Source organism: Kitasatospora sp. NPDC050463 (assembly GCF_040655255.1).
Taxonomy (GTDB): Bacteria; Actinomycetota; Actinomycetes; order Streptomycetales; family Streptomycetaceae; genus Kitasatospora.
In genome coordinates, this window is the sequence record NZ_JBFAJO010000013.1 from 95,500 (window position 1) to 114,094 (window position 18,595).

21 protein-coding genes are annotated in these 18,595 nt (G+C 72.9%); 10 read left to right on the plus strand and 11 right to left on the minus strand.

What is annotated here, in order from left to right:
• Positions 1 to 244: 244 nt before the first annotated feature.
• From AB0J08_RS11110 to AB0J08_RS11135, 6 genes are all read right to left on the minus strand, one after another.
• Positions 245 to 1,189 (minus strand): beta-ketoacyl-ACP synthase III, encoded by a 945-nt coding sequence (locus tag AB0J08_RS11110; RefSeq protein WP_360630450.1) that lies wholly within the window; start codon positions 1,187 to 1,189, stop codon positions 245 to 247.
• Positions 1,190 to 1,307: 118 nt separating this feature from the next.
• Positions 1,308 to 2,687: a L,D-transpeptidase family protein gene (locus AB0J08_RS11115; RefSeq protein WP_360630453.1), complete on the minus strand. Its 1,380-nt coding sequence runs from the start codon at positions 2,685 to 2,687 to the stop codon at positions 1,308 to 1,310.
• A gap of 125 nt (positions 2,688 to 2,812) precedes the next feature.
• A complete protein-coding gene (gene mqnE, locus AB0J08_RS11120; protein ID WP_360630456.1) occupies positions 2,813 to 3,976 on the minus strand; it encodes an aminofutalosine synthase MqnE in 1,164 nt (387 codons plus the stop codon).
• A gap of 62 nt (positions 3,977 to 4,038) precedes the next feature.
• Positions 4,039 to 5,001 carry a threonine/serine dehydratase gene (locus AB0J08_RS11125; RefSeq protein ID WP_360630459.1) on the minus strand — a complete coding sequence of 321 codons (963 nt, stop codon included), beginning with the start codon at positions 4,999 to 5,001 and terminating at the stop codon, positions 4,039 to 4,041.
• A 4-nt stretch (positions 5,002 to 5,005) separates the two neighbouring features.
• A complete protein-coding gene (locus AB0J08_RS11130; RefSeq protein ID WP_360630462.1) occupies positions 5,006 to 5,467 on the minus strand; it encodes an Lrp/AsnC family transcriptional regulator in 462 nt (153 codons plus the stop codon).
• Positions 5,468 to 5,608: 141 nt separating this feature from the next.
• Positions 5,609 to 6,262 (minus strand): UbiX family flavin prenyltransferase, encoded by a 654-nt coding sequence (locus tag AB0J08_RS11135; protein ID WP_360630465.1) that lies wholly within the window; start codon positions 6,260 to 6,262, stop codon positions 5,609 to 5,611.
• A 68-nt stretch (positions 6,263 to 6,330) separates the two neighbouring features.
• Between AB0J08_RS11135 and AB0J08_RS11140 the strand changes: the two genes are divergently transcribed.
• Both AB0J08_RS11140 and AB0J08_RS11145 read left to right on the plus strand, forming a co-directional pair.
• Positions 6,331 to 7,074, plus strand: a complete 744-nt coding sequence (locus AB0J08_RS11140) for a cyclase family protein (protein WP_360630468.1) — start codon at positions 6,331 to 6,333, stop codon at positions 7,072 to 7,074.
• Between the two features lie 58 nt (positions 7,075 to 7,132).
• Positions 7,133 to 7,843 (plus strand): MOSC N-terminal beta barrel domain-containing protein, encoded by a 711-nt coding sequence (locus AB0J08_RS11145; protein WP_360630471.1) that lies wholly within the window; start codon positions 7,133 to 7,135, stop codon positions 7,841 to 7,843.
• Between the two features lie 24 nt (positions 7,844 to 7,867).
• On the opposite strand, the gene AB0J08_RS11150 is transcribed toward AB0J08_RS11145, so the two are convergent.
• Entirely contained in the window at positions 7,868 to 8,260 is a 393-nt protein-coding gene (locus tag AB0J08_RS11150; protein ID WP_360630474.1) for a VOC family protein, read from the minus strand.
• Between the two features lie 180 nt (positions 8,261 to 8,440).
• On the opposite strand from AB0J08_RS11150, the gene gcvH reads away from it, so the two are divergent.
• Together gcvH and AB0J08_RS11160 are read left to right on the plus strand one after the other, a co-directional pair.
• The gene (gene gcvH / locus AB0J08_RS11155) at positions 8,441 to 8,836 is read left to right on the plus strand and encodes a glycine cleavage system protein GcvH (protein ID WP_360630477.1); all 396 of its coding nucleotides are present in this window, start codon (positions 8,441 to 8,443) and stop codon (positions 8,834 to 8,836) included.
• 92 nt (positions 8,837 to 8,928) lie between these two features.
• Positions 8,929 to 9,423: a GNAT family N-acetyltransferase gene (locus AB0J08_RS11160; protein ID WP_360630480.1), complete on the plus strand. Its 495-nt coding sequence runs from the start codon at positions 8,929 to 8,931 to the stop codon at positions 9,421 to 9,423.
• 35 nt (positions 9,424 to 9,458) lie between these two features.
• Here the strand turns inward: AB0J08_RS11160 and AB0J08_RS11165 are convergent, their stop codons facing one another.
• Positions 9,459 to 9,929, minus strand: coding sequence for a diadenosine tetraphosphate hydrolase (locus AB0J08_RS11165; protein ID WP_360630483.1), 471 nt, complete (start codon positions 9,927 to 9,929; stop codon positions 9,459 to 9,461).
• 226 nt (positions 9,930 to 10,155) lie between these two features.
• On the opposite strand from AB0J08_RS11165, the gene AB0J08_RS11170 reads away from it, so the two are divergent.
• The gene (locus AB0J08_RS11170) at positions 10,156 to 10,371 is read left to right on the plus strand and encodes a DUF4287 domain-containing protein (protein ID WP_360630486.1); all 216 of its coding nucleotides are present in this window, start codon (positions 10,156 to 10,158) and stop codon (positions 10,369 to 10,371) included.
• A 21-nt stretch (positions 10,372 to 10,392) separates the two neighbouring features.
• On the opposite strand, the gene mqnP is transcribed toward AB0J08_RS11170, so the two are convergent.
• Together mqnP and AB0J08_RS11180 are read right to left on the minus strand one after the other, a co-directional pair.
• Entirely contained in the window at positions 10,393 to 11,301 is a 909-nt protein-coding gene (mqnP, locus tag AB0J08_RS11175) for a menaquinone biosynthesis prenyltransferase MqnP (RefSeq protein WP_360630631.1), read from the minus strand.
• Positions 11,298 to 12,749: a menaquinone biosynthesis decarboxylase gene (locus AB0J08_RS11180; protein WP_360630489.1), complete on the minus strand. Its 1,452-nt coding sequence runs from the start codon at positions 12,747 to 12,749 to the stop codon at positions 11,298 to 11,300. The genes mqnP and AB0J08_RS11180 overlap by 4 nt, the downstream gene beginning before the upstream one ends.
• Before the next feature lie 112 nt (positions 12,750 to 12,861).
• Here AB0J08_RS11180 and AB0J08_RS11185 point away from each other — a divergent pair, with 112 nt between their 5' ends.
• The 4 genes from AB0J08_RS11185 (at position 12,862) to AB0J08_RS11200 (ending at position 16,478) form a co-directional block, all read left to right on the plus strand.
• Positions 12,862 to 13,266: a PLD nuclease N-terminal domain-containing protein gene (locus AB0J08_RS11185; RefSeq protein ID WP_360630492.1), complete on the plus strand. Its 405-nt coding sequence runs from the start codon at positions 12,862 to 12,864 to the stop codon at positions 13,264 to 13,266.
• Positions 13,267 to 13,707: 441 nt separating this feature from the next.
• Positions 13,708 to 15,309, plus strand: a complete 1,602-nt coding sequence (locus tag AB0J08_RS11190; RefSeq protein WP_360630495.1) for an acyl-CoA carboxylase subunit beta — start codon at positions 13,708 to 13,710, stop codon at positions 15,307 to 15,309.
• Between the two features lie 59 nt (positions 15,310 to 15,368).
• Positions 15,369 to 15,581 carry an acyl-CoA carboxylase epsilon subunit gene (locus AB0J08_RS11195; RefSeq protein ID WP_360630498.1) on the plus strand — a complete coding sequence of 71 codons (213 nt, stop codon included), beginning with the start codon at positions 15,369 to 15,371 and terminating at the stop codon, positions 15,579 to 15,581.
• 273 nt (positions 15,582 to 15,854) lie between these two features.
• The gene (locus AB0J08_RS11200) at positions 15,855 to 16,478 is read left to right on the plus strand and encodes a ScbR family autoregulator-binding transcription factor (protein WP_360630501.1); all 624 of its coding nucleotides are present in this window, start codon (positions 15,855 to 15,857) and stop codon (positions 16,476 to 16,478) included.
• 93 nt (positions 16,479 to 16,571) lie between these two features.
• Here the strand turns inward: AB0J08_RS11200 and AB0J08_RS11205 are convergent, their stop codons facing one another.
• Positions 16,572 to 17,177 carry a ScbR family autoregulator-binding transcription factor gene (locus AB0J08_RS11205; protein WP_360630504.1) on the minus strand — a complete coding sequence of 202 codons (606 nt, stop codon included), beginning with the start codon at positions 17,175 to 17,177 and terminating at the stop codon, positions 16,572 to 16,574.
• Between the two features lie 349 nt (positions 17,178 to 17,526).
• Between AB0J08_RS11205 and AB0J08_RS11210 the strand changes: the two genes are divergently transcribed.
• Positions 17,527 to 18,591 carry a ScbA/BarX family gamma-butyrolactone biosynthesis protein gene (locus AB0J08_RS11210; protein ID WP_360630507.1) on the plus strand — a complete coding sequence of 355 codons (1,065 nt, stop codon included), beginning with the start codon at positions 17,527 to 17,529 and terminating at the stop codon, positions 18,589 to 18,591.
• Positions 18,592 to 18,595 lie beyond the last annotated feature (4 nt).

Here is an 18,595-nt window from a genome sequence, read left to right on the forward strand (position 1 = left end):
AGCCCGTGGTGGAGAGCGGCGGCCCCCGCGGGCTGCTGACGCGGCGCGCACCGCGCCAGACATGCCGGTGGCGGCCCCCGGGGCGGCCCCCCCCCCCACCGGCATGTGCGTGTGAGGGGGTGTTCGGGGCCGCCCCGGGGCCGGGAGGGTCGTAGCGGCGCCGCAAGGGACGCCGGCGGGCCCGTGGGGCCCCCGGGGCTCCCGGGGGCCGGCCAGGGGCCGCGAGGGGGTGGCTAGGGGGCCGCTAGGGGCAGCGGACGACCTGGCCGGCGTACGCCAGGCCGCCGCCGAAGCCGAACAGCAGCACCGGATCACCGGGCGACAGCTCGCCGCGTTCGACCATCTTGGAGAAGGCCAGCGGGATGGAGGCGGCCGAGGTGTTGCCGGACACCACGACGTCCCGGGCGACCACGGCGTCGGGAGCGCCCAGCTTGGCGGCGATCGCGTCGATGATCCGCAGGTTCGCCTGGTGCGGCACGAAGCCCTTGAGCTCGGACGGGTCGATGCCCGCCTTCTCGCAGGTCCGCCGGGCCAGCGGGGCGATCTGGGTGGTGGCCCAGCGGAACACCGACTGGCCCTGCTGGCTGATCACCGGATCCCAGCCGGTGATCACCACGGCGTCGTTCTTCTCCGGCTCCGAGCCCCAGACCACCGGGCCGATGCCCGGTTCGGCGCCCTCCGCCTGGGCCTCCACCACGGCCGCGCCGGCGCCGTCCCCGAAGATCACACAGGTGGTCCGGTCGGTCCAGTCGATGGTGTCCGACATCCGCTCGGCGCCGATCACCAGCGCGCGGCTCGCCGCGCCGGCCCGGATCGCGTGGTCGGCGGTGGCCAGCGCGTACGAGAAGCCCGAACAGACCGTGTTGATGTCGTAGGCGGCCGGCGCGCGCACGCCCAGCCGGGCGGCGACGGCGGCGGCCGTGTTGGGGCTGCGCTCGACCGCGGTGCAGGTGGCGACCACCACCAGGTCGATCTCGGCGGCCGAGCGACCGCTGTTGGCCAGTGCCTTCTGGGCCGCCTCGGTGGCCAGGTCGACCACGGTCTCGCCCTCGGCGATGTGGCGGGTCCGGATCCCGACCCGGCTGCGGATCCACTCGTCGTCGGTGTCGACCAGCACCGCCAGGTCGTCGTTGGTGAGGACCTTGGGGGGCTGGTAGTGACCGAGTGCCACAATGCGAGAACCGCTCATACAGCCACTCAACCGGGTTACCCGCTGGTCAGCGGGGCGCGACCGGCTACAGGATCCGCCCCCGGAAGCTGTAGGAGGCCCACAAGGGCCGTTGCGGCGCCTGGGGAGTGGACGGCGCTCAGGCGGCCAGTGAGGCTGCGTCGCCCATCACGATCACGGGGTGGGCGGCCGGATCGAGGGTGCGGATCAGCTGGGCCATCTTGTCCTCGGGCACGGAGATGCAGCCGTGCGTCGGACCGCCGTGGTCGACGTGGATCCAGATGCCGCCGCCCTTGGTGGGGCCGCTGGGGCGGCGCGGGTCGAGCGGCGAGTTGCCGGGCACCCGGTTGTAGTTGATCGCGACCACGTAGTCGAAGGAACCGGCCAGCGGCTCGCCCGCGAACCCCCTCCCGGAGACCACGAAGTCGGAGTCCTTGTCGTACGGGAGCCGGCTGCCGGGGTCGGCCTTGCGGCCGCCCGCGTCGGTGAGCGAGAAGACCCCGATCGGGCTGCGCAGGTCACCCTCGTTGTGGTCGGTGGTCCAGCCCTTGTTGGCGTTGTGGCCCTGCCAGGTCTCGCCGGCCAGCCAGCGGCCCTCGGCGGTGCGGGTCCAGAGGGTGACGGCGGTCTTGTTGGCGTCCTTGTCCTGGCCGGAGGCGAGCACGACCTGGGTGGTCCCGGCCGGTATCTGCGCGGTGAAGGCGGCGCCCAGGCCCGGTATCGCGGCCACCGAGCCGTCCGGGCGGGCCTCGCTGCGGTCGGCGGCGGGAGCCTCGGTGTGCCGGTCGTTCGCGGCCTGGGCGGCCGGCGCGGCCGCTGCCGGGGACGGCTGGTCCGGGGCGGAGACGCCCTCCGGACCGGGGCCCCCGGCGCTGGTCGCGCCCGGGTTTCCGGCGTCCTGGCCGACGGTGTACCAGCCGGCGGCGGCCGCGAGCAGCAGTGCGGTACCGGCGGTCACGGCCTTGCCGCCGCGCTTCTTCTTGGGCTTGCGCCGGTGGCCGCGGGCGGCCGTGCGGGGCCCGACCGGGGTGGTGGCGGCCGGGTCGGCCGCGGGCGCCTGGGCCGGGGGCCGGGCCGGCGCGGCGGCGAGCGGCGGCGCGGGCTCGGCGGGGTGCGGCTGGAACGGCCGGTCGTAGGCGTCGTAGCCCTCGGCGCCGGGCCGGGCCTGCGGCGCGTAGAGGTCCTGGAAGCCCTGGTCGCCCTGGTGGCTCCGCTGGTCCTGCGGCGCGTAGAGGTCCTGGTGGCCGAGGTCCTGGTAGCCCTGGTCGTACTGGTCGTACTGGGGCGCATAGAGGTCCTGCCGGTCCTGGCCGCCGTGGCCCCGGGGGTCGGCGTGGTCCTGCTGCGGGAAGCCCTCGTGGAACGGCTGGTTCGGGTGGGTGCCGGCCGCCGCGGGGGCCTCCCAGCCCTGGTACGACGGCTGCTCGTAGACCCCGTAGGACTGCTGCGGCACCTCGTACACCGGCTCGCGCATCGGCTCGTACGGCGGGTACGTGGTGGCGCGATGGGAACCGGACATGGCGCTGATCCTGCCAAACCCGGGGCCGGTTGGGAAACCCGGGGCCCTGTGCGGACCCGGTGAAGAACGCCGCCTCCCGGGCCGACGGGCGGCTCGGGAGGCGGCGCGGACCGGTCGGGAACCGGTCAGAGGCGCATGGCCTGCGGGGTCTCCCGGCGCGTCAGATCCGGGCCGTCGTACTCGCGGATGATCTCGTAGCGGGTGTTGCGCTCCACCGGGCGGAAGCCGGCGTCCCGGATCAGGCCGAGCAGGTCGTCGCGGCCGAGTTTGTTCGGCGTGCCGAAGTTGTCCGCGTCGTGGGTGATCTTGTACTCGACCACCGAGCCGTCCATGTCGTCCGCGCCGTGGCTGAGCGCCAGCTGCGCGGTGGTGACGCCGTGCATCACCCAGAAGACCTTGACGTGCGGCACGTTGTCGAAGAGCAGCCGGGACACGGCGAAGGTCTTCAGTGCCTCGGCACCGGTGGCCATCTCGGTGCGCGCCATCAGCTTGTTGCGCACGACGCCGTCCTTGGAGTCGTGGAAGTCGTGCTGGTAGCGCAGCGGGATGAAGACCTGGAAGCCACCGGTCTCGTCCTGCAGCTCGCGCAGCCGCAACACGTGGTCGACCCGGTGCCGGGGCTCCTCGATGTGGCCGTACAGCATGGTGGACGGCGTCTTGAGGCCCTTGCTGTGGGCGAGGCGGTGGATCCGCGACCAGTCCTCCCAGTGGGTGTCGTGGTCGACGATGTGCTGGCGGACCTCCCAGTCGAAGATCTCCGCGCCACCGCCGGTCAGCGACTCCAGGCCGGCGTCGATCAGCTCGTCCAGGATCTCGTCGGCCGGCAGGCCGCTGATCTTCTCGAACCAGTGGATCTCGGTGGCGGTGAAGGCCTTCAGCGAGACGTTCGGCAGCGCCGCCTTCAGCTCCCGCAGCGAGCGCGGGTAGTAGCGCCACGGCAGGGTCGGGTGCAGCCCGTTGACGATGTGCAGCTCGGTGAGGGAGTCGACCTCCATCGCCTTGGCGAGGCGGACGGCCTCCTCGATGCGCATCGTGTACGCGTCCTTCTCGCCCGGCTTGCGCTGGAACGAGCAGTACGCGCAGGACGCGTTGCACACATTGGTCATGTTGAGGTGGCGGTTGACGTTGAAGTGGACGACATCGCCGTTCTTCCGCGTCCGCACGTGGTGGGCCAGACCACCCAGCCAGGCCAGGTCGTCGCTCTCGTAGAGCGCGATCCCGTCCTCGCGGGTCAGCCGCTCACCCGCGTAGACCTTCGCCTCCAGCTCGCGCTTGAGCCCTGCGTCCATGCGGTGCCCCGCCTCCTCCGACTTCGAATCGTTGCCGGAACGAGCGTACGCCTATGCCGCCGTCATGCCGCGAGCAGCTCCGCGAGCAGCGCCGGGTCGATGTTCCCGCCGCTGACCACGGCGGCGACCGCCTGGCCGCCGATCTCGGCCGCGCGGTGGAAGTACGCGGCCGGGGCGACCGCGCCGGAGGGCTCCGCGACCAGCCGCCCGCGCCGGGCCAGCAGGGCCACCGTGGCCCGGATCTCGTCCTCGGAGACGGTGACGATGTCGTCCACGTACGCGGTGAGGTGGCGGAACGGCAGCTCACCGACGGAGGGGGTGCGCAGCCCGTCGGCGATGGTCCGGTAGGTGTCGGCGACCGGCCAGGCGAGCCGCTCGCCGGCCCGCAGGCTGGCCTGGGCGTCGGCGGCCAGCTCGGGCTCGACGCCGACCACCCGGATGCCCGGACGGGTCAGCTTGAGCGCGGCCGCCGTCCCGGAGATCAGGCCGCCGCCGCTGACCGGGACCAGCACGGTGTCCAGCTCGGCCGGGGCGTCCTCGGCGATCTCCAGGCCGACCGTGCCCTGGCCCGCGATGATGTACCGGTCGTCGTAGGGCGGCACCCAGACGTAGCCGTGCCGCTCGGCCAGCTCGGCCGGTACGGTGTCGCGCTCGGCCGGCGGGACCAGCAGCACCTCGGCGCCGAACGAGCGGGTGCCCTCGACCTTGACCGCCGGCGAGGTGTCCGGCATCACGATCAAGGCCTTGATCCCGAGCAGCCCGGCGGCGTACGCCACCGCCTGGGCGTGGTTGCCGCTGGACTGGGCGACCACGCCGCGGGCCCGCTCCTCGTCGCTGAGCGCGGCGAGGCGGTTGTAGGCACCACGGGTCTTGAAGGCGCCGGTCGGCTGGAGGTTCTCCGGCTTCAGCCAGAGCCGGCGCTCGCCGTCGCCCGCCCAGGGGGCGGGGACCAGCGGGGTGCGCACCGCGACCCCGGCGATCCGCTGCCGGGCCGCGCGCAGCTCCTCCAGACCGACCAGTTCCATCGTGTTACTCGCCTTCGGCCATCGGGAGCTCGCTCACCCGGTTCTCCCACTTCGTGGAGAGTACGACGGTCGTGCGGGTACGGGCTACGCCTTTTGTGCCGGAGAGCCGCTTGACCACCGACTCCAGGCCTTCCACGTCGGAGACCCGGACCTTGAGCATGTACGAGTCGTCACCGGCGATGAACCAGCAGTCCTCGACCTCGCCGAGGTCCTTGAGCCGGAACGCGACGTCCTCGTGGTCGGCCGCGTCGGTGAGCTGAAGGCCGATCAGGGCCGTGACGCCGAAGCCGAGCGAGGCCGGATTGACCGTCGCGCGGTAGCCGGTGATCACCCCGGCCTGCTCCAGGCGGTTGATCCGGTCCGTGACGCTCGGGCCGGAGAGGCCCACCAGTCGGCCCAGCTCGGCGTAGGACGCGCGGCCGTTCTCCCGGAGCGCCTGGATGAGCTGTCTGTCCACCGTGTCCATATATCGTCCGCGTCCTTCCGAACCTCACCAGACCCACAGATCATTATCCGGATTCAAAGGCGCCATGCGCGGAACAACCCGGATATCGCAGAGAACATACTCTCCCGCCCCCGGCCGCCCCACTCCCCCCGGCTCACGCCTTCACTCCCCCAGGTCGGCCGGGCGGGCGGCCGCGCCCAACTCGCCCTCCCAGCGGCGGTACAGCGTGTGCGGAACGCCGACGGCGTCCAGTACCCGGCCCGCCACGAAATCGACCAGTTCGCGGACGGTGGACCCACCGGCGTAGAAGCCGGGTGAGGCGGGCAGCACCACGGCGCCCTGCGCGTCCAGCTCGACCAGGTGCTTCAACGTCACCCCGTTGAGTGGCGCCTCGCGGACGCAGACCACCAGCGGCCGGCGCTCCTTGAGGGTGACGCTGGCGGCCCGCTGGAGCAGGTCCTTGCTCAGCCCGAGCGCGATCCCGGCCACCGCGCCGGTGGTCGCGGGGACGACCAGCATGCCCTTGGCCGGGTACGAGCCGCTGGACGGCCCGGCCGCGAAGTCCCCCGCCGACCAGTGGCGGACATCGTCGAGACCGTGGTCGCCGCCCAGCCAGGCCGCGAGGTCGGTGCGCCAGTGCGCGTCCCGGAAGGAGATGCCGGTCTCGTCCAGGATGGTGAGCCGGGCGGCCCGGCTGACCACGAGGTCGACCGGCTCCCCGGCCGCGAGCAGCGCCCGGATCACGGAAGCGGCGTACGGCGTGCCCGACGCCCCCGAGACCCCGACCACCCATGGCTGACGCTTTTCTGTTCCCATGGCCCCCTTTCTATACGGCCGCCCCCGGGGCGGGCCCATCCGCGTTCACCCCTGCGAGGATGGGCGGCATGGCAGCGACCCTCGTCGACCTCACCCATCAGGTGACCACCGCGATGCCGGTCTACCCCGGCGATCCGGCCGTCGTCCTGGCGCCCGCGCTCACCACGGCCACCGCCGGGGTGAACGTGCTGGCCCTGCACCTCGGCTCGCAGTCCGGCACCCATGTGGACGCGCCGTACCACGTGGACGTCACCTGGCCCACCCTGGACGGCCTGCCGCTGGAGCGGTTCACCGGCCCGGCGGTCGTCGCCGACCTGCGGGGGCTTGAGCCGCGGGGGGAGGTGACGCCCGAACTGCTCGCCCCGGCGCTGGAGCGGGCCGGCGAGGGCACCGTCCTGCTGCTGGCCACCGGCTGGGCCCGGCACTGGGGCACGGACGCCTATCTGGCCCACCCCAGCCTCAGCACGGCCGCGGCCGAGGCGATCGTCGCCGCCGGGGTGCGGACGGTCGGGGTGGACGCGCTCAGCGTCGACCGCACGCCCGACCCGGGCCCGGGCGACCCGGCGGTCGCCGCGCTGCTGGCCGACCTGACCGACGAGCACGACCAACCGGCCGCACCGGAGCCGACCTTGGCCGCGCACCGGGTGCTGCTCGGGGCGCCCGGCGGCGGTGTGATCGCCGAGAACCTGACCGACCTGCGGGTGCTGCTGGAGGCCCAGCGGGCCGGCCGGCCGGTGGAGGTCTCGCTGTTCCCGCTGCGGCTGGTGGCCGCCGACGGCGCACCGGTACGGGCGGTGGCGCGACTGGGGTGAGCGCTCGTCGACACTTGGTCTAGACCATCCCCGGCGGGCGCCGCTACGCTTTCGCGCCATGGCAGAGATCATCGGAGTGATCGAGCAGCTCTGGCGCTACCCCGTGAAGTCCACCGGCGGCGAGCGGCTCGACTCCGTCGAGGTGGACGAGCGCGGCCTGGCCGGCGACCGCCTCTACGCGGTGCGCGACAGCACCGGGAAGCTGGGCTCCGGCAAGAACACCCGGCGCTTCCGCCGGATGGACGGCCTGCCCCGCCTCTCCTCCCGGCTCGGCCGCCGGCTCGACGGCCCCGAGCTGTACGACCCGCTCGGCCGGCCGGTCGCCGATCCCACCGCCTTCCTGCGCGCCTACCTCCAGCGCCCGGACGTCGCACTGGCCCGCGAGGACGCCGTCTCGCACTTCGACCAGCTGCCGGTCAGCGTGCTCACCACGGCGACCCTGGACTGGGTGCGCGAGGCCGCGCCCGGCGCCGTCGTGAACGTGCGCCGGTTCCGCCCCAACATCCTGCTGCGGACGCCGCCCGGCACTCCGCCGTTCGTCGAGGACGACTGGTTCGGCCACGAGGTCAGCGGCGGCGCCGGCACCCGGCTCGCCCTCGTCCGGGCCAGCGAACGCTGCGTCATGACCACCGCCGCCCAGCCCGGCCTGCCGCACGCCCCGGAGATCCTCAAGGCCATCGCCCAGGCCCACGGGGGCCGGCTGGACGCCCTGGCCGAGGTGGTGACTCCGGGGCGCCTCAGCGTGGGTGACGAGCTGTCACTGAACTGAGACCACCCGCCGGCCGGTCGCCCCTCAGGCGTCGGCGCGCTCCCCGGGGCGGGTCGGGAGCAGGCAGAACGGGTGACCGGCCGGGTCCGCGTAGACCCGCCAGCCGTCGCCGTCGCTCAGCCGGGTGGCGCCGAGCGCCAGGACCTCCCGCTCGGCGCCGTCGAGGTCCGCCACGTCGACGTCCAGGTGCACCTGCTGCGGGTACGCCGGGTCGGGCCAGCGCGGCGGGCGGTGGTCGGCGACGCCCTGGAAGCAGAGCACCGGGCCGCCCTCGGTGTGCAGGGTCGACCACGCGTCGTCCAGCGACCACCGGGGATCCGGCCGGTCCACCTCCCCACCCAGCAGGGCCGCGTAGAACCGCGCGAGCACGGCCGGCTCCGGACAGTCGAGCACGATGCACTGCAGTGTGCCGATCACGGTTCTCCTCCGACGGCGGGAAAGCGGCTCGCCGCCATTCTCGCCCGGGCCCCGGCCCCGGCACGGGCGGGACTCACTCCCCCGAGTGAACGTCCCGGCCCGGCCCCGGGGCGTGCAGCAGGCTCTTCCTCGCCACTGACGAACCGCCAGTGACGCCGCGACGACTTCACGGAGACCCTCATGGCCGGCATCCCGAGCGACCTCAAGTACTCCAAGGACCACGAGTGGGTGCGGTCCCTGCCCGACGGCCGGCTGCGGGTCGGCATCACGGACCACGCCCAGAAGCAGCTCGGCGACATCGTCTTCGTCGAACTGCCCAAGCCGGGTGACAGGTTCGACGACTTTGAGCCGTTCGGCAGCGTGGAGTCGGTGAAGTCGGTGAGCGAGACCTACATGCCACTCGGCGGCGCGGTCGACGCCGTGAACGAGAGCCTGAACGACGCCCCCGAGCAGGTCAACGACGACCCGTACGGCGACGGCTGGATGATCGAGATCACGCCGGCGGCCGGCGGCCTGGACGGCCTGCTCACGGCCGCCCAGTACGAGGACTACATCACGGCGGAGAGCACCGGGTGACGGCCGCACCGGGGGTCGCGGCTCGGGCCCCCGCCCGGGCCCCGGCGGCGCCGCACCCGCCGACCCTCGGCCGGCCCGCCTAGGCTCCGGGCATGAGGACGAGACTTGAGCGACTCCGAGCCGACCACGCGCCCGTCCTGCTGGCCTTCGAGCGGGAGAACCGGGAGTACTTCGCCCGGTCCGTCCCCGATCGCGGGGACGCCTACTTCGCGGCGTTCGCCGACCGGCACCGCGCCCTGCTCGCCGAACAGGACACCGGGGCCTGCCACTTCCACCTCCTCGTGGACGGGCAGGGCGAACTGCTCGGCCGGGTCAACCTGGTGGACGTCGCGGCCGGGGCCGCCGAGCTCGGCTACCGGATCGGCGAGCGAGCCGCCGGCCGGGGCGCGGCGACGGCGGCCGTCCACGAGGTGTGCCGCCTGGCCACGGCCGAGTACGGCCTGACCGCGCTCACCGCCGTCACCACGCTCGACAACCCGGCGTCGATGGCCGTGCTGCAACGGACGGGGTTCACCGTGGTCGGAGAGCTCGTCCTCGACGACCGCCCGGGCCTGCGGTACCGGCGCGACCTCGACGCCCCGCAGTAGGCCCGGCCCGAGGAAGTCCCCGGCCCGAGGGAACCTCAGCGCAGCACGTCGAGCTCCGCGCCGATGGCGGCGCGGACGGCGTCCTGCTCCGGGCCGAGGGCGTGGCGGGCGTCGCGCCAGTGGTCCCGGGGGTAGAGCCAGACCGGCATCCGCACCAGGTGGTCCGGCTCCCAGTCGAAGCGGGGCCAGACGTGGGCGTGCAGGAACGGGTCCGTGTTGCCGAGGATCTCCAGGTTGACCCGGCGGAACGCGGGATCGGCGGCGCGGCAGGCGCGTTCGACGGCCTCGCCGAGGCGGTCCAGGTCGGCGAGGAAGGCGAGCCGGCGCGGGCGGGGCAGGTCGGAGAGGCGCTCGACGCCCGGCTGGTCGGCGAGCAGGATCGCGTAGCCGGGCAGGAACTGGACGTCGCCCATGACGGCGAACCCGGCGTCGAGCCGGCGCACCACGGTGGGGTTCTCGCCCCGCAGCGCGCTGCCGATCCGGTCGGCGCGGAAGTCGGCGGTCATCGGGCTCTCCGTACGTCCGGGCGGCCCTGCGCCGCCGATGCGAGGGGGCCGGCGGCGACTCCGCGGCCCGACCGGATCGTAGACCGGCGGCCCCGGCAGCCCCTGTGACGCAGGTCACTCCCGCTGCGCCGATGAGTTTCGCCGGGCCGGCCGGTCCAACCGGTGACACGTGACCACCGTCCCGGCGTGATCGACTCACCGCCGGCGGCCCCGACAGGAGACTGCCATGACGACCGAACCCGTGAAGGGCCCCGCGAGCTACTTCCCCTCGATCGAGAAGAAGTACGGCCTGCCGGTCGCGCACTGGACGGAGCTGATCCGCTCCTCCCCGCTGACCAGGCACAGCGAGCTGGTCAACTGGCTCAAGTCCGAGCACGGACTGGGCCACGGCCACGCCAACGCGCTGGTGAAGCACACCCTCGACGAGGACGCCGGCAAGTAGGGCCGTGCGCGGCCGGGGAGGTCAGATCCCCAGGCCGCGCACGACCAGGTCCACCAGGGCGAAGAAGAACAGCGAGATCCCGACGAAGCCGTTGGTCTGGAAGAACGCCCGGTTCAGCTTCGACAGGTCATGGGGCTTCACGATCGTGTGCTCGTAGCCGAACGCACCCGCGACCACCACCAGGCCGACCCAGAACGCCGGACCGGCGTCGGTCAGCACCGCGTACCAGCCGAGCAGCAGCGTGGTCAGCACGTGGCAGACGCGGGCGCCCCGGATCGCCGCCGGGACGCCGAAGCGCGCCGGCACCGAACGGACGCCGCCCGCCCGGTCGGAGGCGACGTCCTGGCAGGCGTAGATCAGGTCGAAGCCGCCGATCCAGATGCCCACCGCCGCACCCAGGACCACCGCGTCCCAGGACCACGTGCCGGTGACGGCGAGCCAGGCGCCGATCGGGCCCATCGCCTGGGCCAGGCCGAGGATCGCCTGCGGGAAGTCGGTGAACCGCTTGCCGTACGGGTAGACCACCATCGGCACGACGGCGACCGGCGCGAGCGCCAGGCAGAGCGGGTTCAGCAGCGCGGCGGCACCGAGGAAGACCACCAGGGCGACCGCCGAGCCGACGTACGCCGTCCTCACCGACACCGCGCCGGTGACCAGTTCGCGCCCGGCGGTGCGCGGGTTACGGGCGTCGATCTCGCGGTCGATGATCCGGTTGGCGGCCATCGCGAAGGTCCGCAGGCCGACCATGCAGACCGTGACGATGAACAGCTCGCCCCAGTGCACCCGCTCGTCGGCGAGGAACATGGCCGTCAGCGCGGCGATGTAGGCGAAGGGCAGGGCGAAGACCGAGTGCTCGATCATCACCAGCCGCAGGAAGGCCTTGACCTTGCCGGGCGGGACCTCGGGGAGTGCGGCAGCCGTACTCATCAGAGCCCGTACTCCTTCCAGCGACGGTCCACCAGCGCGGCGACGGCCGGGTCGGACGAGACCATCTCCGGCCAGCCGCCGTCCCGGGTGTAGCCCTCCTCGGGCAGCTTGCGGGTCGCGTCGATACCGGCCTTGCCACCCCAGAACTGCTGGTAGGAGGCGTGGTCGAGATGGTCGACCGGGCCTTCGACGACGGTGAGGTCCCGGCTGTAGTCGACGTTGCCGAAGGCCCGCCAGGCGACTTCCTGGTAGTCGTGCACGTCGCAGTCGGAGTCCACCACGATGATCAGCTTGGTCAGCGACATCATGTGGGCGCCCCAGATGGCGTGCATCGTCTTCTGGGCGTGCTTGGGGTACTTCTTGTCGATCGAGACGATCACGCAGTTGTGGAAGCCGCCGGCCTCGGGCAGGTCGTAGTCGACGATGTCCGGGATGATGATCTTCAGCAGCGGCAGGAAGAACCGCTCGGTGAACTTGCCCAGCGGGCCGTCCTCGGTCGGCGGGCGGCCGACCACGATGGACTGCAGGATCGGCCGGCGGCGCATCGTCACGCAGTCGATCGTCAGCGCCGGGAACGGCTCCTGCGGCGTGTAGAAGCCGGTGTGGTCGCCGAACGGGCCCTCGGGCAGCATCTCGCCGGGCTCCAGCCAGCCCTCCAGCACCACCTCGGCGTCGGCCGGGACCTGCAGCGGCACGGTCTTGCAGTCGACCATCCGCACCCGCTCGCCGGCCACGAAGCCGGCGAACAGGTACTCGTCGATGTCACCGGGCAGCGGCGCGGTGGCGGCGTAGGTGACGGCCGGCGGGCAGCCGAAGGCGATCGCGACCGGCAGCCGCTCGCCGCGCTTCGCGGCCACCGCGTAGTGGTTGCGGCTGTCCTTGTGGATCTGCCAGTGCATGCCGATGGTCCGCCGGTCGTGCCGCTGGAGGCGGTAGAGGCCGAGGTTGCGGATGCCGCTGTCCGGGTCCTTGGTGTGGGTCAGGCCCAGGTTGAAGAAGGAGCCGCCGTCCAGCGGCCAGGTGAAGAGGGCGGGCAGCTCGTCCAGGTTGACGTCGTCGCCGGTGAGCACGACCTCCTGGACCGGGGCGTCCTTGACGTTGCGCGGGGGCACGTGGGCCATCGAGGCGAGCTTGCCGAAGGCGTCCCGGAAGCCGGTGAACCCCTGCGGCAGCTCCGGCTTGAGCAGTCCGGCGATCTTCTCGGCGATGTCCTCGGGCCCCTTGAGGCCGAGCGACTTGGCCAGCCGGCGCTCGGTGCCGAAGACGTTCATCGCCAGCGGCATCGACGAGCCCTTGACGTTCTCGAACAGCAGGGCCGGACCCTTGGCCTTCTGGACCCGGTCGACGATCTCGCCGATCTCCAGATGAGGGTCCACCTCGGCCTTGATGCGCTTGAGATCGCCCTCGCGGTCGAGGGCCCGCAGAAACGAGCGGAGATCGTCGTATGCCATGCGAGCCAGTATCCGCCACCCGATAGCCTGGCACGGTCAAGGGCCCCGCCGAAGCCGCCCGCCGCTTCGAGGCCGCCCGCCGCAACCGCCGTCGCCGGGGGAGATCGCCGCCGTGCTGAGGATTCTGACCTTCGTACTCCCGCTCGCCCTCTGGGTGTGGGCCTTCATCGACTGCCTGACCACGCCCGAGGACGAGGTGAAGCACCTGCCGAAGGTGGTCTGGGTGATCATCGTGCTGCTCTTCCCGCTGGTCGGCTCGATCGCGTGGCTGGTGGCCGGCAAGCGGCGCGGCGCCCCGCAGACCCACCCGGCCGGCGGCCCCGCCGGCCACCCGGAGCACGAGCGCCCGCGCGGCGGCCGGCCGCTCGCGCCGGACGACGACCCGGAGTTCCTGGCCTCGTTGAAGAAGGACGACAAGCAGCACGAGGACATGCTCAAGCAGTGGGAGGCCGATCTGCGCCGCCGCGAGGAGGAGCTGCGCGGCAAGGACGAGCCGGAGGACGGCCGTAAGAGCTGAACCGACTCCCCCGGACGGCCCACCCGGCGAGGTTCCGGGTGGGTTGCGGCGTTTTTGGTGCATCCCTACGAGTGGTGGGCGGCCGGACCCACTGCGCCGACCGGCTCGCGGCCGAGGTGCGCCGCTCGGCCGCGAGCCGCGGAACACCCCGGCCGACACCGTCGAGGACGCCCCTGACCTGCGGGTTCCCTCATGTTCAGATCATCTTCCGGCAGCCGTGAGGACAGCTTCGGGTAATCGAACGGACACCTAGGGTACGCAGCCCCACCGGCCGGTTTCTGTGCAGCCCTGACATCTAAACGGACGCGACCTTGTACGGAATCGACGCCGAAACCAGCGTGCGGCCCCTCGTACAGTCATAAGTGAAGAAAGTGATTCGCAGCCGGGGGCACAGCAGACGTTGGCTGTCGGACAGTTCCCTCACCCTTGGAGTGGTTCGAGATGACGGTTGTGCATGAGGCGCCGGTCGGCGACGAGGTCCCCGAGATCCCGGCCGACACCCACGGGCGGGTCGCCGAGCTGCACGAACTGCGCGACCAGGTCCGCCGCGGCCCGAGCGAGAAGGCCACCGAGGCCCAGCACGCCAAGGGCAAGCTGACCGCCCGCGAGCGCATCGAGCTGCTGCTCGACGAGGGCTCGTTCCACGAGGTGGAGCAGCTGCGCCGGCACCGCGCCACCGGCTTCGGCCTGGAGGCCAAGAAGCCGCACACCGACGGCGTGATCGTCGGCTGGGGCACCGTGCACGGCCGGACGGTCTTCACCTACGCCCACGACTTCCGGATCTTCGGCGGCGCCCTGGGCGAGGCCCACGCGCAGAAGATCCACAAGATCATGGACATGGCCATCGCGGCCGGTGCCCCGCTGGTCTCGCTGAACGACGGCGCCGGCGCCCGCATCCAGGAGGGCGTCACCGCCCTGGCCGGCTACGGCGGCATCTTCCAGCGCAACACCCGGGCCTCCGGCGTCATCCCGCAGATCTCGGTGATGCTCGGCCCGTGCGCCGGCGGCGCCGCGTACTCCCCGGCCCTGACCGACTTCATCTTCATGGTCCGCGAGACCTCGCAGATGTTCATCACCGGCCCGGACGTCGTCCAGGCCGTCACCGGCGAGAAGATCAGCCAGAACGGGCTCGGCGGCGCCGACGTCCACTCCGGGGTGTCCGGCGTCTCGCACTTCGCGTACGACGACGAGCAGTCCTGCATCGAGGAGGTCCGCTACCTCCTCTCGCTGCTGCCGCAGAACAACCGCGAAATGCCGCCGCCGGTCGTCAACGACGACCCGGTGGACCGCCGCAACGACGTGCTGCTCGACCTGGTGCCGGCCGACGGCAACCGCCCGTACGACATGCGCAAGGTCATCGAGGAGATCGTCGACCACGGCGAGTACCTGGAGGTCCACGAGCGCTGGGCCACCAACGTGCTCTGCGTACTGGCCCGGATCGACGGCCACGTCACCGGCATCATCGCCAACCAGCCCCAGTCGCTGGCCGGCGTGCTCGACATCAACGCGAGCGAGAAGGCCGCGCGCTTCGTCCAGATGTGCGACGCCTTCAACATCCCGCTGGTGACCATGCTCGACGTCCCCGGCTTCCTGCCCGGCGTCGACCAGGAGCACGACGGCATCATCCGGCACGGCGCCAAGCTGCTCTACGCCTACTGCAACGCCACCGTGCCGCGCATCCAGCTGATCCTGCGCAAGGCCTACGGCGGCGCGTACATCGTGATGGACTCCCGCTCGATCGGCGCGGACCTGTCGTTCGCCTGGCCGACCAACGAGATCGCCGTCATGGGCGCCGAGGGCGCCGCCAACGTGATCTTCCGCCGGGACATCAACGGCGCCGAGGACCCCGAGGCGATGCGGGCGCAGAAGATCAAGGAATACAAGAACGAACTGATGCACCCGTACTACGCGGCCGAGCGCGGCCTCGTGGACGACGTCATCGACCCGGCCGAGACCCGTCAGGTCCTGGCCTCCTCGCTGGCCATGCTGCGCACCAAGCACGCGGACCTGCCGAGCCGCAAGCACGGCAACCCGCCCATGTAGCACCGCGGTACCGCGCCACCGACCACACACCACACATCCGCCGGGGGAGAAACCGGATCATGACTGCTTCCGCCGAACCTCTCGTCCGCATCGTCCGCGGCTCGCTGGACGACGAGGAACTCGCCGCCCTGACCGCCGTCCTGCTGGCCCGCGCCGCGGCCGCCCAGCAGGCCGCGGCCGCCGCCGCGCCGATCGAGCCGATCGCCAACTGGCAGCGCCTGGAGCGCCGTCCGGCCTACTACTCGCCGGTCAGCTGGCAGCAGGCCGCCTGACGGCCCACCACGCCACGCCCGACGGCCGGCCACCCTTCCCGGGTGGCCGGCCGTCGGCGTTCGCCGGGCCGCCGGCCGGCGGGCGTTCCAGGCCCCGACCGGCGGGCGACCGGCGTCGACCGGCCCTCGACGGACCGCCGTTCCGGCCCGGTCGGGCCCGGTCCGGCCAGGAGCGGCTCGGTAGAATACCTACTGGACGGTATGCGATCTCCGCGCCGTCGGCGCCCTAGGATCAGCCGCTGCCGCGCACGAGAACTATCCAGGGAGGCTGCGATGGCCAGGCAGGCCCGGGCACTGGCGACCCGCCAGGCGGTGCTCCTCGCCGCGGCCGAAGTCTTCGACGAGCGCGGCTACGCCGCGGCCACCATGGCGGAGATCCTGGAGCGGGCCGGCGTCACCAAGGGGGCGCTGTACTTCCACTTCCACTCCAAGGAGGAGCTGGCACTCGCCGTGATCGAGGGCCAGGCCGCCTGGCTCGCCACCTGGCAGCCTACCTCCGACAGCCCGGTGCAGACCCTGATCGACCTGGGCTACGCCTTCTCCCACGCCCTGCTGGACGACCCGCTGGTCCGCGGCAGCATCCGGCTGACCATCGAGCACGGCAGCTTCACCCAGCCGCAGATCGAGGCCTACCAGGGCTGGTCGGACGTGGCGCGCGGGCTGCTGGAGCAGGCCCGGGAGGCCGGTGACCTCCACCCGGGGCTGGACGTCGCGGCCGCGGCCGGGGTGATCACCGGCGCGGTGACCGGGATCCAGCTGAGCTCACAGGTGCTGGCCGGCCGTCAGGACCTGCTGCGTCGGATGGCCGACCTCTGGACCCTGCTGCTGCCGGGACTGGTCCAGCCGCACGCGCTCGCCCGGCTCAGCGTGGCCGAGCGGGCACCTCGCGGCGCCTGAGCAGCGGCCGGCGCGGGGCCCACGGCAGGCGCGGGCGGGCGGCCCCCCATGAAGCGGCCGGGCAAGGCGGGCAGGCCCGGCAAGCGCGCGGCGCTACGGCGCGCAGGTGCGGTAGGCGATACAGCGGTCCCCCGGGACCAGCGCGGGCAGCGCGGCCGCCCACAGGCCCCGCACCGCCTCCGGGCAGAGCCGGCCGGCGTCCTCGGGGGCGAGCAGCACCAGCCCCGCCGCCAGCGTGGTGATCAGTTCGGCCGCCGGTCGCAGGTCCAGCCCGGGGCGCAGCTCGCCGGCGGCCTCGGCACGTTCCAGCAACCGCCGGACCACGGCGGTCAGGCTGTGCCAGGCGTCCGCGCCGCCCCGGGCGCCCTGGCCGAGCTGGACGCCGGCCCGGACCACGACGTCCTCGCGGAGCAGCCGGGCCAGTTCGTGCGAGAAGTCGATCAGGCCCTGCAGGGCCGGTCCGCCGCCGCGCAGGGCGCGGAGCGCGGCCGAGCCGATCTCACGCCCGGCCGCGGCGCGGACGCCGTCGGCGAGCGCCTGCTTGGAGACGAAGTGGAAGTAGAGCGCGCCCTTGCTGACGCCCGCCCGGCGGCTGATGTCGATCAGGCTCGCGGACTCGAACCCCGCGTCCGCGAAGGTGTCCGCCGCGGCGAGCAGGACGGCCTGCCTGGTCCGACCCGCGCGTTCCTGCTTGACCACTCGGCCCCTCCGGCCTCGGCCTCGGCGAGATCGCGGCTCGCCCGGCTGCTGTCAGGGCGCCGTCGTCGGTGGTGCGACGCCTCACACGCGGACGGGCCATCCCAAACCGCATGGTTGGTATCTAATCTAGCCCCTCGCTCGTCCCCGCCGTCCAGGGGGGATCGGCCCCCGTCGGAGGTCCGACCTTCTCCCCTCGGGACGTTCCCGCAGTCCAGCACGCGGGTACCGTGATCACGCGGAGTGCTCGGCAGCGACGACCCCGCCAGTGGAGCGCAAACCGGGTGGTCTGTATGTTTTACCGAGGCCGTCTGCGCGGCCGGTCGGCCGAGACCCGGGAGTGGGGCCAGTCATGCCATTGATCGTAGATCCGGACGCCGGCGGTCCCTATCCCCACCCCGGCCCCGGCTACGACTTCCACGAGCGGACCGTCTCCCGGCACCTGGTCCACCGCTCCTGCGTCTCCGACGTCCTCATCACGGGGTGGCAGGCCACCGGCCCGTACGACTTCCTGCTCGGCGCCCAGTGGCCCCGGCTGCACGGGTTCTACCGGCTTTCCGACGACCGGCACCACGACCCGCTGCTGATGGCCGAGACCGTCCGCCAGGCCGGTCTGCTGATCGGCCACGTCGGCTTCGGCGTGCCGCTCGGACACCACTTCGCGCTGGACGAACTCTGCTACACGCTCGGCCCGGCCGGCCTGGAAGGCCTCGCCGTGACCGCCGCGCCCGCCTCGCTGATGCTCAAGGTCACCTGCCAGGACGTCCGGATGCGGCACGGCCGACTGGCCTCGCTCCGGGTCCACGCCGAGATCGAACGGGACGGCCGTCCGGTCGGCCACGGCTCCGGAGAGCTACGAATACTCTCCCCCGTCGCGTACACCCGGCTGCGCGGGCCCGGGCTCCGGACGGCGACCCCCCGGCTGCCCGGCGCGTCCACGGTGATGGCCGCGGCGGCGCTCCCCTCGCCCACCTCGCCCACCGCGCCCGAACTGGTCGGCCGCGAGCGGTCCGCCGATGTGGTGCTCGGCCCGTCGCCGGCGCCCGACAGCTGGCTGCTGCGGGTCGACCCCGGCCATCCGGTGCTGTTCGACCCGGCGGCGGACCACGTTCCCGGGATGCTGGTGCTGGAGGCCGCCCGGCAGGCCGCCCAGCGGCTGCGGCACCCGGAGCCGGTGGTCCCGGTCGAGCTGCTGTCGTCCTTCAGCCGCTACATCGAACTGGACCGGCCCTGCCTGGTGCGGGCCGTCCGCGAGAGCGGCTCGGACGGCCGGCGGGTGCCGGTCCGGGTCCAGCTGATCCAGGACGGCCGCACGGCGGCCGAGTGCCGGCTGCTGACCGAGCCGGCCCGGCAGGAGGCCCGCGACGGCCGCCCCGCCGGCTCCGGGCGGACGCGGGGCCTGCCGCTCGCCAGCTGACCCC

Excerpts from the sequence above, each read along its gene's own strand:
- AB0J08_RS11110 (WP_360630450.1), bottom strand. The coding sequence starts at position 1,189 with ATGAGCGGTTCTCGCATTGTGGCACTCGGTCACTACCAGCCCCCCAAG.
- AB0J08_RS11115 (WP_360630453.1), bottom strand. The coding sequence starts at position 2,687 with ATGTCCGGTTCCCATCGCGCCACCACGTACCCGCCGTACGAGCCGATG.
- mqnE (WP_360630456.1), bottom strand. The coding sequence starts at position 3,976 with ATGGACGCAGGGCTCAAGCGCGAGCTGGAGGCGAAGGTCTACGCGGGT.
- AB0J08_RS11125 (WP_360630459.1), bottom strand. The coding sequence starts at position 5,001 with ATGGAACTGGTCGGTCTGGAGGAGCTGCGCGCGGCCCGGCAGCGGATC.
- AB0J08_RS11130 (WP_360630462.1), bottom strand. The coding sequence starts at position 5,467 with ATGGACACGGTGGACAGACAGCTCATCCAGGCGCTCCGGGAGAACGGC.
- AB0J08_RS11135 (WP_360630465.1), bottom strand. The coding sequence starts at position 6,262 with ATGGGAACAGAAAAGCGTCAGCCATGGGTGGTCGGGGTCTCGGGGGCG.
- AB0J08_RS11140 (WP_360630468.1), top strand. The coding sequence starts at position 6,331 with ATGGCAGCGACCCTCGTCGACCTCACCCATCAGGTGACCACCGCGATG.
- AB0J08_RS11145 (WP_360630471.1), top strand. The coding sequence starts at position 7,133 with ATGGCAGAGATCATCGGAGTGATCGAGCAGCTCTGGCGCTACCCCGTG.
- gcvH (WP_360630477.1), top strand. The coding sequence starts at position 8,441 with ATGGCCGGCATCCCGAGCGACCTCAAGTACTCCAAGGACCACGAGTGG.
- AB0J08_RS11160 (WP_360630480.1), top strand. The coding sequence starts at position 8,929 with ATGAGGACGAGACTTGAGCGACTCCGAGCCGACCACGCGCCCGTCCTG.
- AB0J08_RS11165 (WP_360630483.1), bottom strand. The coding sequence starts at position 9,929 with ATGACCGCCGACTTCCGCGCCGACCGGATCGGCAGCGCGCTGCGGGGC.
- AB0J08_RS11170 (WP_360630486.1), top strand. The coding sequence starts at position 10,156 with ATGACGACCGAACCCGTGAAGGGCCCCGCGAGCTACTTCCCCTCGATC.
- AB0J08_RS11180 (WP_360630489.1), bottom strand. The coding sequence starts at position 12,749 with ATGGCATACGACGATCTCCGCTCGTTTCTGCGGGCCCTCGACCGCGAG.
- AB0J08_RS11190 (WP_360630495.1), top strand. The coding sequence starts at position 13,708 with ATGACGGTTGTGCATGAGGCGCCGGTCGGCGACGAGGTCCCCGAGATC.
- AB0J08_RS11195 (WP_360630498.1), top strand. The coding sequence starts at position 15,369 with ATGACTGCTTCCGCCGAACCTCTCGTCCGCATCGTCCGCGGCTCGCTG.
- AB0J08_RS11200 (WP_360630501.1), top strand. The coding sequence starts at position 15,855 with ATGGCCAGGCAGGCCCGGGCACTGGCGACCCGCCAGGCGGTGCTCCTC.
- AB0J08_RS11210 (WP_360630507.1), top strand. The coding sequence starts at position 17,527 with ATGCCATTGATCGTAGATCCGGACGCCGGCGGTCCCTATCCCCACCCC.